Origin of the sequence: Stenotrophomonas maltophilia group sp. msm1, from assembly GCF_032025805.1 — a bacterium.
Taxonomy (GTDB): domain Bacteria; phylum Pseudomonadota; class Gammaproteobacteria; order Xanthomonadales; family Xanthomonadaceae; genus Stenotrophomonas; species Stenotrophomonas hibiscicola.
The window spans coordinates 319,590-332,316 of sequence record NZ_JAVSKH010000003.1; the positions used below are offsets into that span (position 1 = coordinate 319,590).

General features: G+C 62.4%; 13 protein-coding genes. 7 read left to right on the top strand and 6 right to left on the bottom strand.

The features are described 5' to 3' along the window. Positions 1-86: 86 nt before the first annotated feature. The gene (locus tag ROV95_RS16660; RefSeq protein WP_197585899.1) at positions 87-1,952 is read left to right on the top strand and encodes a YbhB/YbcL family Raf kinase inhibitor-like protein; all 1,866 of its coding nucleotides are present in this window, start codon (positions 87-89) and stop codon (positions 1,950-1,952) included. A gap of 45 nt (positions 1,953-1,997) precedes the next feature. On the opposite strand, the gene ROV95_RS16665 is transcribed toward ROV95_RS16660, so the two are convergent. Beyond that, complete coding sequence (locus ROV95_RS16665; protein WP_065427875.1) at positions 1,998-2,375, bottom strand: response regulator; 378 nt, start codon at positions 2,373-2,375, stop codon at positions 1,998-2,000. Positions 2,376-2,536: 161 nt separating this feature from the next. On the opposite strand from ROV95_RS16665, the gene ROV95_RS16670 reads away from it, so the two are divergent. Together ROV95_RS16670 and ROV95_RS16675 are read left to right on the top strand one after the other, a co-directional pair. Continuing rightward, positions 2,537-3,679: a PAS domain-containing sensor histidine kinase gene (locus ROV95_RS16670; protein ID WP_008267080.1), complete on the top strand. Its 1,143-nt coding sequence runs from the start codon at positions 2,537-2,539 to the stop codon at positions 3,677-3,679. 1 nt (position 3,680) lies between these two features. Beyond that, complete coding sequence (locus ROV95_RS16675) at positions 3,681-4,043, top strand: response regulator (protein ID WP_024957534.1); 363 nt, start codon at positions 3,681-3,683, stop codon at positions 4,041-4,043. Between the two features lie 40 nt (positions 4,044-4,083). Here ROV95_RS16675 and ROV95_RS16680 read toward each other — a convergent pair whose 3' ends face one another. Continuing rightward, positions 4,084-4,536, bottom strand: coding sequence for a BLUF domain-containing protein (locus ROV95_RS16680; RefSeq protein ID WP_024957533.1), 453 nt, complete (start codon positions 4,534-4,536; stop codon positions 4,084-4,086). A 144-nt stretch (positions 4,537-4,680) separates the two neighbouring features. On the opposite strand from ROV95_RS16680, the gene ROV95_RS16685 reads away from it, so the two are divergent. Next, complete coding sequence (locus ROV95_RS16685; RefSeq protein ID WP_024957532.1) at positions 4,681-5,514, top strand: hypothetical protein; 834 nt, start codon at positions 4,681-4,683, stop codon at positions 5,512-5,514. Here the strand turns inward: ROV95_RS16685 and ROV95_RS16690 are convergent. From ROV95_RS16690 to ROV95_RS16700, 3 genes are all read right to left on the bottom strand, one after another. Continuing rightward, positions 5,511-7,712 carry a fimbria/pilus outer membrane usher protein gene (locus ROV95_RS16690; RefSeq protein WP_024957531.1) on the bottom strand — a complete coding sequence of 734 codons (2,202 nt, stop codon included), beginning with the start codon at positions 7,710-7,712 and terminating at the stop codon, positions 5,511-5,513. The two genes, ROV95_RS16685 and ROV95_RS16690, sit on opposite strands and share 4 nt — an antisense overlap. A gap of 9 nt (positions 7,713-7,721) precedes the next feature. Then, positions 7,722-8,378, bottom strand: coding sequence for a fimbria/pilus periplasmic chaperone (locus tag ROV95_RS16695; RefSeq protein WP_024957530.1), 657 nt, complete (start codon positions 8,376-8,378; stop codon positions 7,722-7,724). A gap of 116 nt (positions 8,379-8,494) precedes the next feature. Beyond that, positions 8,495-8,992: a spore coat U domain-containing protein gene (locus ROV95_RS16700; RefSeq protein WP_077684466.1), complete on the bottom strand. Its 498-nt coding sequence runs from the start codon at positions 8,990-8,992 to the stop codon at positions 8,495-8,497. A gap of 350 nt (positions 8,993-9,342) precedes the next feature. Between ROV95_RS16700 and ROV95_RS21450 the strand changes: the two genes are divergently transcribed. Then, on the top strand, positions 9,343-9,615 hold the full coding sequence (locus tag ROV95_RS21450; protein WP_322888679.1) for an HNH endonuclease: 273 nt from the start codon (positions 9,343-9,345) through the stop codon (positions 9,613-9,615). A 381-nt stretch (positions 9,616-9,996) separates the two neighbouring features. Here ROV95_RS21450 and ROV95_RS16705 read toward each other — a convergent pair whose 3' ends face one another. Beyond that, entirely contained in the window at positions 9,997-10,500 is a 504-nt protein-coding gene (locus ROV95_RS16705) for an H-NS family nucleoid-associated regulatory protein (protein ID WP_024957527.1), read from the bottom strand. Between the two features lie 510 nt (positions 10,501-11,010). On the opposite strand from ROV95_RS16705, the gene ROV95_RS16710 reads away from it, so the two are divergent. Beyond that, positions 11,011-11,739, top strand: a complete 729-nt coding sequence (locus tag ROV95_RS16710) for a VRR-NUC domain-containing protein (RefSeq protein ID WP_024957526.1) — start codon at positions 11,011-11,013, stop codon at positions 11,737-11,739. Between the two features lie 200 nt (positions 11,740-11,939). Beyond that, positions 11,940-12,668 carry a hypothetical protein gene (locus tag ROV95_RS16715; protein ID WP_024957525.1) on the top strand — a complete coding sequence of 243 codons (729 nt, stop codon included), beginning with the start codon at positions 11,940-11,942 and terminating at the stop codon, positions 12,666-12,668. Positions 12,669-12,727: the final 59 nt, after the last annotated feature.

The window sequence follows — 12,727 nt, forward strand, 5'->3', positions numbered from 1 at the left end:
CTGGGATGCGGATCAAGCGATCCCCGAGTGAAGGCTTGGCGAACGGCGGAGCATCTCAGACCGGCGGTGCGTGGGCCTGGAGATCGATGGCCCTCGTGGTGAACGGCGCGCATGCAACGCATTCGCAGGCCATTGACCGCTCCCGCCACATGCTGAACGCTCCTCAGCGCCAGGCCATCCTCATGACCCGTTCCGCGCTTTTGCTCGTCTTCTTGGCCCCCTCCCTCGCCTTCGCTCAGCAGGGGGACGGAACCGACGTCCAAGCCAACGTCCACACGTTCAAACCCGCCAAGGTGGAGGCGACGCCCGAGCGCGTTCAGGCCCTGACGGTGCCCAGTGGCTTCCAAGTGCGTCCCTTGGCGCAAGGCCTTCAAAATCCCCGGATCATCGCCGTGGGACCAGATGGGCGGATTTATGTCTCACGTCGAGATCAAGGCGACGTGCTGTTGCTGGAGGATGCCAATGAAGACGGAGCCTTGGACGCCGAACCGAAGGTGGTCTTCTCACGTCCAGGAGCGCACGGGCTGGCCATCGCCAACGGGCAGCTGTATGTCGCCACGGCCAACGACGTGTATCGCGCCCCCATACACCCGGACGGGACGTTGGGTCCAGAGGAACGGATCATCAACGACCTGCCCGATGGCGGTCAGCACCCCAACCGCACGCTGGCCTTTGGCCCTGATGAGATGCTCTACATCAGCGTGGGCTCGTCCTGTAACGCGTGCAACGAGACCAATCCCGAGCATGCGGCGCTGCTGAGGTCCTCGCCGGATGGCAAGAGCCGGTCCATCTTTGCCAGCGGCCTGCGGAACACCATCGGCTTTGCTTGGGACTCCAAAACGGGGGAGCTGTGGGGGATGGATCACGGCATCGACTACTTGGGCAACGATGAGCAGCCCGAGGAGCTCAACCGCATTCAGAAAGGAAAGAAGTATGGTTGGCCCCACATCTGGGGCAAGGACGGGGTGAATCCCCAGAGCACACCGCCAGGGCAGATCAGCAAACAGCAATGGGCGGCGACAAGCGAGCCCATGGTGCTCGGCTACACAGCCCACGCGGCCCCCATGCAGATGCTGTTCTACACCGGCCAGCAGTTTCCGGCAGCTTACCGGGGGGACGCCTTCGTGACGATGCGCGGTTCCTGGAACCGCAAGCCTGCGTCGGGCTACGAGGTGGTGCGGGTTCGTTTCAACGCCGGCAAGCCGGTCGGGTTTGAGCCCTTCTTGACCGGCTTCCTGGTCGACAACGGCCAGGCGCATATCGCAAGGCCCGTCGGTCTGGCGATGACGAAGGGCGGTGCACTTTTGGTCGGCGACGATGCCAACGGCGTCATCTACAGAGTGACTTACGGCCCAGGCCAAGCGTCCGCCTCCCCCGCGACCGCAGTGCCTAGCGGGCCCTTGATGGCCCAAGTCAATCAAGGCTCGGGCGTGCCGTTGGCCAAGGATCGGATCGGCAAAGCCGCCACGTTCGAGTTCCGCTCCCCGGCGTTTTCCTCGGGCCAAGCATTGCCTCCCCGCTTCAGCGCGTATCACGACGATGCATCGCCCGCTCTTTCTTGGAGCCCGATGCCTGGTGCCAAGTCCTATGCGCTGATCATGGAGGATCCGGATGCAGCCAACGTCAAACCCTTCGTTCACTGGGTCGCTTACAACATCCCAGCCACCGAGCAATCGCTGCCCGAGGGCCTGCCGGTCGATCCGCGGCTTCTGAAACCGGAGGGAATGCTGCAGGGGGCGAACAGCCGAGGATCGGTGGGCTATTTCGGCCCCAAACCGCCTGTGGGCGATCCACCGCACCATTACCACTTCCAGCTGTTGGCCTTGGACACCGTGCTTGATCTGAAGGCCGGCGCGACGCGGGACGAAGTGCTAAAGGCCGCGAAGGGCCACATTCTGGGCATGAGCAAGACTGTGGGAACCTACCAGCAGGTCGAGGCCCCGCTGAAATAAAAAAAGGGACCCGAAGGTCCCGACCGGCGCCCAAGGCCCGGAAACTCAGTGAACCTCCAGTTCGTGGCAAAGGGACTGGAGGGCGGCGGCGATCTCTTTCAGGCGGAACGGCTTTTCAAGGAAGGGCGTGCCTTTGAAGCGTTCGGGCAGCCGGCTGGCCCCAAGGCCGGTCGTAAACAGGAACGGCACCCCCAACTCGACCAAGCGATCGGCCACGGGGTAAGACTCGACCCCGTTCAAGTTGACGTCCAGCACCGCAACATCGAAGGCCGCCTCCTCGGCGCATGCCAAGGCTGTGGGCAAATCTTCGGCCGTCTTGGAGACGTCGTAGCCGACTTGGGCAATGGCCTGCTCCAAGACCATCATGAGAGTGGGTTCGTCCTCTACAAGAAGAACCCTTACTGCTTTGCCGTCCAATCCCATGACTTTCTCCCTACAAGCGCTCTGAGTGGATGTGCCACGATTGGACAGTGTGGCCCGAGGGCTCGCCCGATTTGTTAAGAGGGCGCAAAAGGATGACGGCCGTCGCTCTTCTACACTGCGCACTCTGTCGCCCTTCGGTGGCCCTGCCGAGAGGATGACCCATGAACCAACCAGCGAAAGCGAAAACCGATTTGAGGGACGAGAGCCGGCAGTTTGCCCTGCTGGTGAACTCCGTCACCGACTACGCCCTATACATGCTCGACCCCAGCGGGGTGATCCAGACCTGGAACCCGGGTGGGCAACGAATCAAGGGCTACCAGGCTGCCGACGTGGTCGGCACCAACTTTTCCCGCTTCTACCTGCCCGAGGAGGCCCAAGCCGGCCTACCAGAGCGAAACCTGCGGACCGCGGCCTTAGAAGGGCGCTACGTCGCCGAGGGCTGGCGATTGCGGCAGGACGGGACCCGCTTTCGTGCCAGCGTCGTGATCGATCCCATCTGGGAAGACGGGGAACTGGTGGGGTTTGCCAAAATCACCCGCGACATCACCCAGCGCCACGAAGCGCAGGAGCAGCTGCTCCAAGCCCAGCGCGATCTCCTGCAGGCGCAGAAGATGGAGGCCATCGGCAAGTTCACGCTCGGCTTGGCCCACGATTTCAACAACCTGTTGACCATCGTGGCCAACTGTTTAGACCTCATCAGCCTGCGGGTGAAAAACGGAGGCGTGGCCAAGCTCATCGATACCGCGCAGCGGGCCGCCGAGCGCGGGGCCCTTCTGACTCGGCAGTTGCTGACCTTCGGCAAGGGACAAACCTTGGTGCCAGAGGCAGTCGACTTGGCCGCCTTGATGGCCGAATGCGAAGCGATGCTGCGCCGCTCCGCCGGCGACGCGATCGCATTGACCGTCGAAGTTTCCCGGGGCCTTCCGACCCTGTCGCTGGACAAGGCACAGCTGGAGGCCGCAATCCTTAACCTGGTGTGCAACAGCCGCGACGCCATGCCGAAGGGCGGAACGATCCTCATCACGGCCTCTGCGCGGCAAACCCGTGATCCTACGTTGCCCAACACCAGTGAAAGACCTTACATCTGCCTGAGCATCCGAGACGACGGTTCAGGGATTGAGGCGGACCAGCAGGCCAGGGTATTTGAACCGTTTTTCACCACCAAACCCATTGGAAGGGGCAGCGGGCTGGGCTTGAGCCAAGTGTTTGGCTTCACGGCCCAGTCCGGCGGGTTCACCGAGCTCCAGAGCGAGCTTGGGAAGGGAACCCGCGTTAGCCTTTGCTTCCCCGCACCAGAGCATTGAGATGCCGATCCACGTGTTGTTTGTTGAAGACGAAGACGATCTCCGCAGCGTCGTCGTAGAGGCTCTGACCTCTCAGGGCTTCCAAGTCACTCCCGCCAGCAACGGGGATGAGGCCCTCGTCCTCCTGCGCGGCGACGCCAGGTTCGCGGTGGTAGTGACCGACTTCAACATGCCAGACAGCGCCGACGGGCTGGAGGTCGCGGCGGAAGCCGCGGTTGCTCAACCCCAGGCCCGCGTCATGCTCGCGTCTGGCCTTCAACGCTCGCAGCTGCCCCCGCTGCCCGAGACGGTTCGATTTCTCCCGAAGCCTTACCGCTTCCGACAGCTTGTTACGGCGATCCACGAAGACTTGGGCTGCACGTAGGGGGGCGGATTCCTTGCGCGGCCAGGCGGTCGCCACTGGTTCATCTTCCTACCAGTGCGCGTCTGCTCACTAGGAACAGCAGCCGGTCGATCGCCGTTGCGTTCAACGCTTCTCCATCCCCCCGCACCTTGAAACCGGTCCAGTCGCCCACTGCGACCTCGCTCAGCTCTTTAACTTCCACAGGCAACCAGCGCATAGGCCAATAAGGCAAGCGGCGATCCATGATCGTCCCGCTTTGCAGCTCGATCAGGTCGTGATGGCTCGAAGCACCGAGCACCCTTGAGAACACCACGTCCAACCCGTCCGGGGGGCCCTCCAAGTATTGGACGAAGCGCGTCCCGTCGAACAAGAGCACCCCACTGACACCTGCGTCCCGGTTAAATCGAGTTGCGTCGTCGACCAGCTCCTGGAGCTTGCCGCTCCGGAGGCCAAGCAGATCGCCGCGCAACGCGTCGGATGCCTCGCTGACATACACCACGGCCCTGATGGGCATTGGGCGCTCCTTCTCAACTTGTCTGGCCATCCCCCCCTCCACGAACTTTAGTCCCGCCCACGCATTTAGGCAATCGCGTTGTGAGATAGCGCCTACAGGCGGCTGTTAACTTGATCCCGAGTTCCAATCGAGTAACCTTTGATTATGGCCCTTTACAACATCGCGGAACGTTTAAGCACGGCTAAAGAACTAATCAGCAGGGGCGATGACGCGTCATTGATCTACGCCGCGCTGGAACTACGATTCTGCCTGGAATCCGTGGCGTATCAGAACTTGGCTGCATATGGTGAAGACGTTTCCACCGAGCTTGCTCGCGAGTGGCGACCGGACCAGATCATCAAAATGCTGGCCGCCTTCGATCCGAACTCTGATCAAACGGCCAGCTTCTCCATCTCGGTAACGCCACCGCCCAAAGACCTCGATTTTGCCTCAAGTGACTTGAAGGCCGCTTTCAAGGACAAGGATTTCTTGCCGATCGGCGAGGCCAAGCGCATTCCTTGGGGCAAGTTTCGCAGTTACTACAACTCGTTGGGGAGCTTTCTCCATCTGCGCAAAGATCTGACGAACGCACGGCCGAAGATCGAAAGGCTCCGTGTTCTCATCGCTGAGCTGGAAGAGGTTGCGAGCTCGACGCTGATCGCTGCCAGCAAGGATCTCGCGACGGGCAAATGCGTCGACTGCGGCCATGTGCTCATTCTCGGCCCGGCCGAGCAAGCGGGGGACAAGCCCGTTTTCTGCCCGAATACCAAGTGCAACTCGAGCTATTTGGCCATCAAGGGGGACCCGGAGCGGCGGGTGCAGAAGGTCGAAGCCTTGGGGCTGCGCTGCGAATGCGAGGCCATCGTTCCTATCTTGCCAGAGAGGCTTCTCAAGCCTGCGGTTTGCCCAGCTTGTGGGTCGACCGTTTGCGCAGTCATTGCTGCAAAGGCAAGGGTGCTAGGGGTGCCGCCTACTCGCGAGGGAGACCTGAGCGGCTAGTTGCACCTTAACTTCGCCACTTCGTCCACGCCCGGCAGTGGCGACGGCAACACGGCTTTGCACACGCCGGAAACCTCGACGGCCATCCCCGGCTCAGGGTGTTCTAGGTAAAGGGCTCCGTCGTAGCCGACCATGGCTTGTTCGTTCGGCGTGGACGCGACGGTGCCCGGCGCGATGATCGGACCTGTCAGGATGAAGGCCCGGGCGTTCTGCGTCAGCACGGGGAAGGTCACCCGCACACCGCCTTGGCGGGGCGCCACGGATTGCTTTTCGGTCTCCCCGATCTCCACGCCCACCGGCAGCTCCTTGTCCTTGAGGCTGACGGTGGTGGGTAGCAGGGAGGGAACGTCGGTCACCAACACGCGGCCTTGCTTGTTGGTCTGGCCGACCGGCGCTCCGTTGACCCGCACCGGCAAGCCCGCCTGGCCCGGCACATCCACCACGGCGAAGCTGGCGTAGGCGGGTCGCCCGAAGGCCACGCCGCGGTGGTCCAGGAACACGGCGCCGGAGAAGTTGGCCGCCACCTGGGTTTGCCCGTCGTAGTGGTCCACCATGATCCGGGCGTCGCCGTAACGCGTCATGGCATCCGCCGTGGCCCGGGTGCTGCCCTGATCGCCCTCGGTGTGCTCTGCCGCCAAGCGAAGGCCGCCCTCGGTGCGGTAGGTCGCTCGGGTGGTCAGGGCATCCTGGCCTGGGGCCTGGCGGGCCCGAACGCCCACGCTGGCCTTGCTGCCGAAGCGGTAGGTGTAGCTGGCGGACACTTGAAGATCGTCGCCTTGGAGGTCTCGGAGCACGTTGGCGGACACCTGGCCTGCAGTGCCCAGGTTCGCGCTCACGCCCAAGGAAGCGAAGGCCAGGCTGGAGCGCCCCGTGTCGATGGCACTGTAGATGCCACGCACAGTGAAGCGGCGATCCGGGCGGTAGAACACGGAGGCTTGGGTGCGCGAGGCAATGGGTGTGGCGTAGGTGCTCTGCAGGCGCCAGAAGCCTTCGTTCTCTTCGTGTTCCAATCGAACGCCCAGCTTGGGGCCGCGGTAGTCGTAGCTGGCCGCCCAGCGCGTTCCACCTTGGCTTGAGCGGCCCACCTCGCCATCGAAAACGCCCCAAGTGCCCGGGGCCCAGGTGGAACCCACGGTGACGTTGCCCTTGCCGTTCTCGTCCACCTGACCACCGGCTCGGATGGTCCAGCGGTCGTTGACGCCCTTGGCCCACGACGCGCTGACGCCGGCCGTGCCGTAGCGGTTTTCGTCTTCGCGGACTTGTCCCGCCGCGATTTCCCACGCGGAGAGCCCGGGACGCAGCAGGGTTGGGGCCACGTAGAGCCGTGCAGTGGAAACGGCAGTTTCCCGGCCGTAGGCGTCACGCACCACTACATCCGTTTGGCTGGCCCCCAGGGCCACGTTTCGACCGTCCACGGTGAAGGGGCCGGCCTTGACGTCTTGGCGTGTGATTTCGGCCTGGTTGGACAGGACCTTGACCTGCCCCGGATCCAACGCGATGCCCCCCAAGGTCGGGACGGGCCACGTCGGCGTGAGCGGATCCAGTGCTGCCGGGTCCTTCGCGAGTCGAATGCCGCCCAGCGCCACGGGGCCGATGCGGGGCGTGGCGTAGACATCGCCGGCTTGCCAAGTCCGTTGGCGCGGCAGGTCGTCTTTCTGCCAAGCGGTCATGCCGCGGCGCATGCCAAACCCGTTGGGGGATTGGTTGAGCTGCCCGGTGGTGGAGACCGCGCCCCAACGCCCTCCGGTGCGCGCGTCCAGTGCCAAGGACGTGGCTTGTTGGCCGCCTGCAATCTGGGTGGCGAGGTTGTAGTTGACCAAGACGCCCCCGATGGCGGGCGACACCTGAGAAACCGGAGTGCCGTGCTGGCTGAGCTGCTGCGCCGGCTTGCGGTCAGCCGGAATGGTGAGCTGGACGGTGGCGTTCTCGGGGGTGTAAGCCACGGTCACGCCCAAGGCTTGGTCGGTCAGGTCCTGGCCCTCCTCGCCCGGGCGAAGGGTCACGCCGAGCTGCTGCCAGGTCGTGGATTCGGCCACCCAGGCCCCACTTTGCTGCCAGAGCAACACGGGGTCCTTCGCGGGCAGCCCGTTGGCCTGGATCGGCGCGGCCAGCACCGGCTCCACCCCGTCTGGGATGGCCGCGTGCGCGCTGCCAATGGACAGGGCCAGCGCGAGGCCCAGGACGCTTCCCCGCCGCACGTGTCGCCCTCAGTTCACGGGGACGACGACGGGAGCCCCGTTGACCGTGATTGAGAGCGTGGACGCCTTGAGACCAGGCTTGAGCTCCACGTGCTTGCTCTGCCCCGGCAATACCCATCCCAACGCCCCTTCGCGCCATGCCGGCATGCCTTGAGGACCGACGGCGATCAGGCGCGCGGCGGTCGAACCGGTGTTGGTCAGCAGAAGGCCGTCGGCGGTGAAGCGGGCCGTGAGCACCGGAGGACCGGCCTTGGCGTCTTCAAACCCCACCGGCAGGTTCTGGTGGATCAACAACTGCACCTGGCCCGCCGTGGACGGCTGGGGCAACTGGCGCAGCAGCACGCGGTAGTAGCCCGGCGTGCCGATGCCTTGGGTGCGCACCAACCGCACGGCCCGGCGGGACCCAGGCGGGATTTCGACAATGGACGGTGCCGCGATCACCGCCTTGGCGGGGCCGGTCACGTCCTGCCCGCTGGGATCTTGGGACCAGTCCAGCACCGTCACCTGAAAGCGCTCGGGGGTTTCCCCATGGTTTTCCAAGGTCAACGCCCCTGCCTTTTCTCCAGCCGGGGCCACGATGCTTGTGGGAAATAGCGACACGTTGCCCGCCCACGCAGGCACGGCGAACAATGAGCACAACGAAACGGCCAACAAACGCTTCAACATCACTCCTCCAAACCGATCACCTCCTTTGATCCAACCAAAACATTCAAAGTTGTCAACCCACCCCCAAAAGAAAACCCCCGAGGATTTCCGGGGGCTTTAAGGGAAACGGTTGAGGATCAATAAGTCAGGGTTACGGCGATGGTGTCGGAGAAGGTTCCACCGGGCACCTTGTTCAAATCGTAGAAGGCATAACCGATGCCGATCATCTGCTGCTCACCGGTTCCCACGCCCTCCCAAGCATCGGCCCCACTGCCCCACACTTGGCTGGCACCGGGATCTTTGAAGAGGCCGTAGGCGACGAAGTTTCCGGCCCCATCGGACACGGCGCGGTGATTGGGACGAGCAATCGCGGCGCCGTAGTTCAACCCGTCGCCGGGCACGATGCTGAAGGCGGTGCCTTGGTTGCAGCGAACCAGCAACGCGCCGTTGGAATAACCCTGCGTGCCGGACGCCAAACCGTTGTATTCACCGCCGCCCAGCTGGGTCACGAGCAGGCTGCACTCGTTGTTCACGGTCGCAGAAATCATCAAGTCTTCGGTGACGTCGGCGGCGGAGGCCGAAGCGGCAGAAAACGCGGCCATCAAGGCCAGAGAAAAAGAAAGGGTCTTGCGCATGAAAAATCCTCCTCGGATTTAGGGAAAGGGAAAGTGGCCCGGATTGGGCTTGCTTCACCAATACTCGATAAATCTATTTCCGCAAGAGGATCGGGCAACAAGAGTTGCAGGGGCCAACCCAAGCGCTTGCACCGAGGGCACGAGTGAGCTAAAAAGCAATCGCCGGTCGCAGAAGCGTCGGTGTTGTGCCCGCATAGCCAATAGGCTCCGGGTGCCCGAGGTCCACCCAATGGGGGCGCGGGAATCTTTTTTCGATTCCGGAGCCATCCATGACGACCAAACGCCGCAAATCCCTCCGCACGTCTGCCTTCCATGCCCAGTTCGGCCGCTGCTACTACTGCGGCCTGCCGATGTGGCTCGCAGCTCCTTCAGAGCTCGGGCTGAAGCCCAGCAAGGCTCGAGCCTTTCAATGCACCGCGGAGCACCTGGTCGCCCAGCAGGATGGGGGCCGAGACGTATCCGGGAATGTGGTGGCCGCGCATGCCCGATGCAACCAGTGCAGGCACAAGCGAACGGGACCAGCTCCCTCCCCTGAAGCGTTCCGGGCCTTGGTTCAGAAGCGGCTGGCAGTGGGAAGATGGTGGTCCAGACTGCCGCCAGGGATTGCGCATGCTCCTGTATGACCTCATCAAGCTCTACGAACCCTCGTTTGAGCCGGCTCGCACCTCTTGAAGGCGCAGGGACAGCTTGCTGGCAGACACCTTCCCTCAACCACTCCCTCGCGCCTCGCGGACAACCGCCAGGGCCATGACCACGGCTTGGAGGAGATCCGATTTCGTCCGCCCCTGCTCGCTCCCATCGCTCGGAAGGGCGGTCAATGCAGCGACCGCGTCCTTCCCTGACAAGTATTGGACGCACGTCAAGGCGGACCAGTGAAGCCCAAACTCGGTGCGCAGTCGCGTTCCAGCCTCCCCTTGCAAGAGCGTCCCGTCGGCCATTTCGAGCAACACGTGTGCAGCGGCCAACGCCTTGGCACGGGCATTCGCAGGGTCTTTGTGCAGGGATTAAGCTGCCGGCTTCGCCTTGGCCTTCTTGGCAGGTTTCCGAATCGGCTTTGCCTTCTTGGCGACCTTGCCCACCTTCGCAGCTCCCTTAGCCGCGGCCTTCTTCACCTTGCCAGCGGCGGGCGGGAACTTGGCCCCAGGGTTGGCCTGCGCCCACGCCTTGCCTTCGGCCGACTTGGCCCATGCCGTGAAAGCCTTGGGTGCCAGCCCTCGGCCTGCCCAGGTCTCTCCCGTCGGGAGTCGATACTTGGGGGCGACTTTGCCGAGCTTTCGGCCCTTCAGCGGCCCCACAGAAGGTTTCGGGGAACGCGCCGGCTTGACGTCAATGGCCTCGCCAATGAGCTTGGCAACCTGGCGACGCTGGGCGGGGCTGAGAACCTTCGCATACTTCTGAAGCACCGCAATCGCCTTGGGCACCTCACCATCGCGCTTCTCAACCAGCCGCTTTTGGGCTTCGAGGTGCTTGATTTCTGCGTTGATCGACTGAAGAGTGGTCAAGGCCAAGGCAAATACTCCGTTGAGGGCAAGCAAGGGTTATAGCCCATCGGCGGAGCCAGGGCCAACGCAGGACGCGCCCTTCGGCCAACTTCCATCCACCGAAACCAGCCTCGTGCGGCAGATCAGCGTGCGTCCGGCCTCGACGCTCTTGGTCAAAAAGCTTTAGAAGAAGACCCCTAGCGGTCGGGTGGACTGGATTCAGGCGTGTTAGCTGGTCATCGAAACGGCCATCGAGCCCCTCCCGTAGCGCTGGGCGATCGCCAGGCTGCCTGCCTTGCATTCGAGACTCGTCGAGTTGCCCCGCGGCGTCGCGGTGCCGACTTGGACGGATGCCTTATTCACCTCCTCATATTTGGCGATAACGGGTGGGCATACGGCGAATAGTGCAGCGACGAGCCAAAACTTCTTTCAATCTCATGATCAATCCCCCTGCTAACCGTCGCCCGGCGGCGCTCACACCTTCAGCGCTGGTCGGGATAGGCATTTCCAATCGTCACCCCTGAGCTAAGATGAGACATGATCACGGTCCGACAGCGAAATGCCGAAAAGGCGGGGTTTGGATACGAGAAGGTCCGCCTGAAATGCGGCCCCGGCCCGAAACAGTGGATGTGCCCACAAATGAGCCAGCCGCTTTCGGTCGAAAAGGCGGCCCTGTCCCACTTCGCCCAGCAAGGATGGCGAGGGTTCAGCGGCGAAGGCGGCCTTTTGCTGACCCTCATCAAAGCCATGTCGTTCCAGAACCTTGGATACGACGAGCGCACGCGCTACGTCGAGGCGCTCTATACGCTGGCCGCAGAACCATCCTACGGACGATCCTACACCGTTGCCGAGTTGCTCACGAATCTGGCCCGCGCAACCGCCGGTCAAGTGGCGGCTAACTTTGACCAAATGGCGTCTCGGGGTCCACACATAGAGCAAACGGCGTGGGGGCATTCGTCCGACACCTCGTCAGTTCTCGATGTGTTTCCCGGCCTGGAGCGCTGGATGCTATTGGAACTGTTTGAAGTTGCCGGCTCTGATTTGCTTCACCGCATTGCCACCATTTTCGCCTCTAACCCCTACGAATACCGCCGCGGCTGGCCGGACATCACGATGTGGAGGGAACGGCAGCTCCGCTTCGTGGAGGTCAAAGCTCCTGGCGACTCGCTGGGCAAGAGTCAGAAAGTCATTGCCCAAACCTTCGCCGTCCCATTGGGCCTGGACTTCACGCTCCTTGATGTCGTGGTGCCACCAGCGGTGCCCTAGCCCACAGCATTGACGCTCGCGCGCGAAACCAGGCCGCAGCACTCTCCCGCCGACTTTGGCTCGCCAAGGAAGAGTTCGCGGGCGCGGCATGGCGGCCAAAGGGCAAGCAAGCCCATCCGGAAACCGGCTTGGTCGGTCAAGCAGGATGCATTGTGTCCGGCATAAACTACGAGGTGTGACCAGCTAGTTAGGGTGAATGGATGAACCAGGTTAGGAAGCGATGGAATAACGACGAAACGCGTGGACAGGTCGAACGAATCTTTGGCCGCGATCAGTTAGAGAAGGTGCGTTCTTGCCTACAGGCACTCAATGAGCGCATTTACTTCAGCGAATACCACTACAGGCAAGCCAACTATTTCATCAAGAAGCCGATGGAAGGCCGAACCAGCGATGAGGCCATGTTGGTTTTTTTGGGCGTATTTGACGAAGACGACGAGCCCGGGGCCTGGGAACACTTTCGCTTTTCCCACGCCCATGCATTTGCTTGCGTCCAGAACCTTCACTCTCTCCCCGACCACTTGGCCTACTTCGCCTACTGGGCATTAGGAATGGACTTGGATGAAAAAACTCGTATCCAGCGCTTGCGAGACATCACCCGAAAGGAGGTGAACAGACGCCTTCCTGAGCCACTGAAAGAGGTCTACAGCCAACTCGTTGCGGACGAAAGTTTCGTCTACATCGATGACCTCAACAACCATTCCAAGCATCGATCCTTGATCAAAGTTTCCTATCAAACGAAGTTTGAGATAGATCAGGTAAAGGAACATGGCTTGCAGTTCGGCGAGTTCACCTTCGGAGACAGATCCTATCCCGCCCGCTGGGTGCTGGAGACGCTGCGAAAAGAACATAACCGTCAAAGCAAGTTCATCGTGGCGTTCGGCAACGAACTGAACGCCACGCTCCAAGCCATGCCGGCACGGGTTGGCTAAACTCACATTCGCCCTGCCAGACTAACGATGGTCATGCCGCCCAGCGCGCTTGCGAGAAG

Coding starts and splice junctions, on each gene's coding strand:
- ROV95_RS16660 (WP_197585899.1), top strand. CDS start 87: ATGGCCCTCGTGGTGAACGGCGCGCATGCAACGCATTCGCAGGCCATT.
- ROV95_RS16665 (WP_065427875.1), bottom strand. CDS start 2,375: ATGGGATTGGACGGCAAAGCAGTAAGGGTTCTTCTTGTAGAGGACGAA.
- ROV95_RS16670 (WP_008267080.1), top strand. CDS start 2,537: ATGAACCAACCAGCGAAAGCGAAAACCGATTTGAGGGACGAGAGCCGG.
- ROV95_RS16675 (WP_024957534.1), top strand. CDS start 3,681: ATGCCGATCCACGTGTTGTTTGTTGAAGACGAAGACGATCTCCGCAGC.
- ROV95_RS16680 (WP_024957533.1), bottom strand. CDS start 4,536: ATGCCCATCAGGGCCGTGGTGTATGTCAGCGAGGCATCCGACGCGTTG.
- ROV95_RS16685 (WP_024957532.1), top strand. CDS start 4,681: ATGGCCCTTTACAACATCGCGGAACGTTTAAGCACGGCTAAAGAACTA.
- ROV95_RS16695 (WP_024957530.1), bottom strand. CDS start 8,378: ATGTTGAAGCGTTTGTTGGCCGTTTCGTTGTGCTCATTGTTCGCCGTG.
- ROV95_RS16700 (WP_077684466.1), bottom strand. CDS start 8,992: ATGCGCAAGACCCTTTCTTTTTCTCTGGCCTTGATGGCCGCGTTTTCT.
- ROV95_RS21450 (WP_322888679.1), top strand. CDS start 9,343: ATGTGGCTCGCAGCTCCTTCAGAGCTCGGGCTGAAGCCCAGCAAGGCT.
- ROV95_RS16710 (WP_024957526.1), top strand. CDS start 11,011: ATGATCACGGTCCGACAGCGAAATGCCGAAAAGGCGGGGTTTGGATAC.
- ROV95_RS16715 (WP_024957525.1), top strand. CDS start 11,940: ATGAACCAGGTTAGGAAGCGATGGAATAACGACGAAACGCGTGGACAG.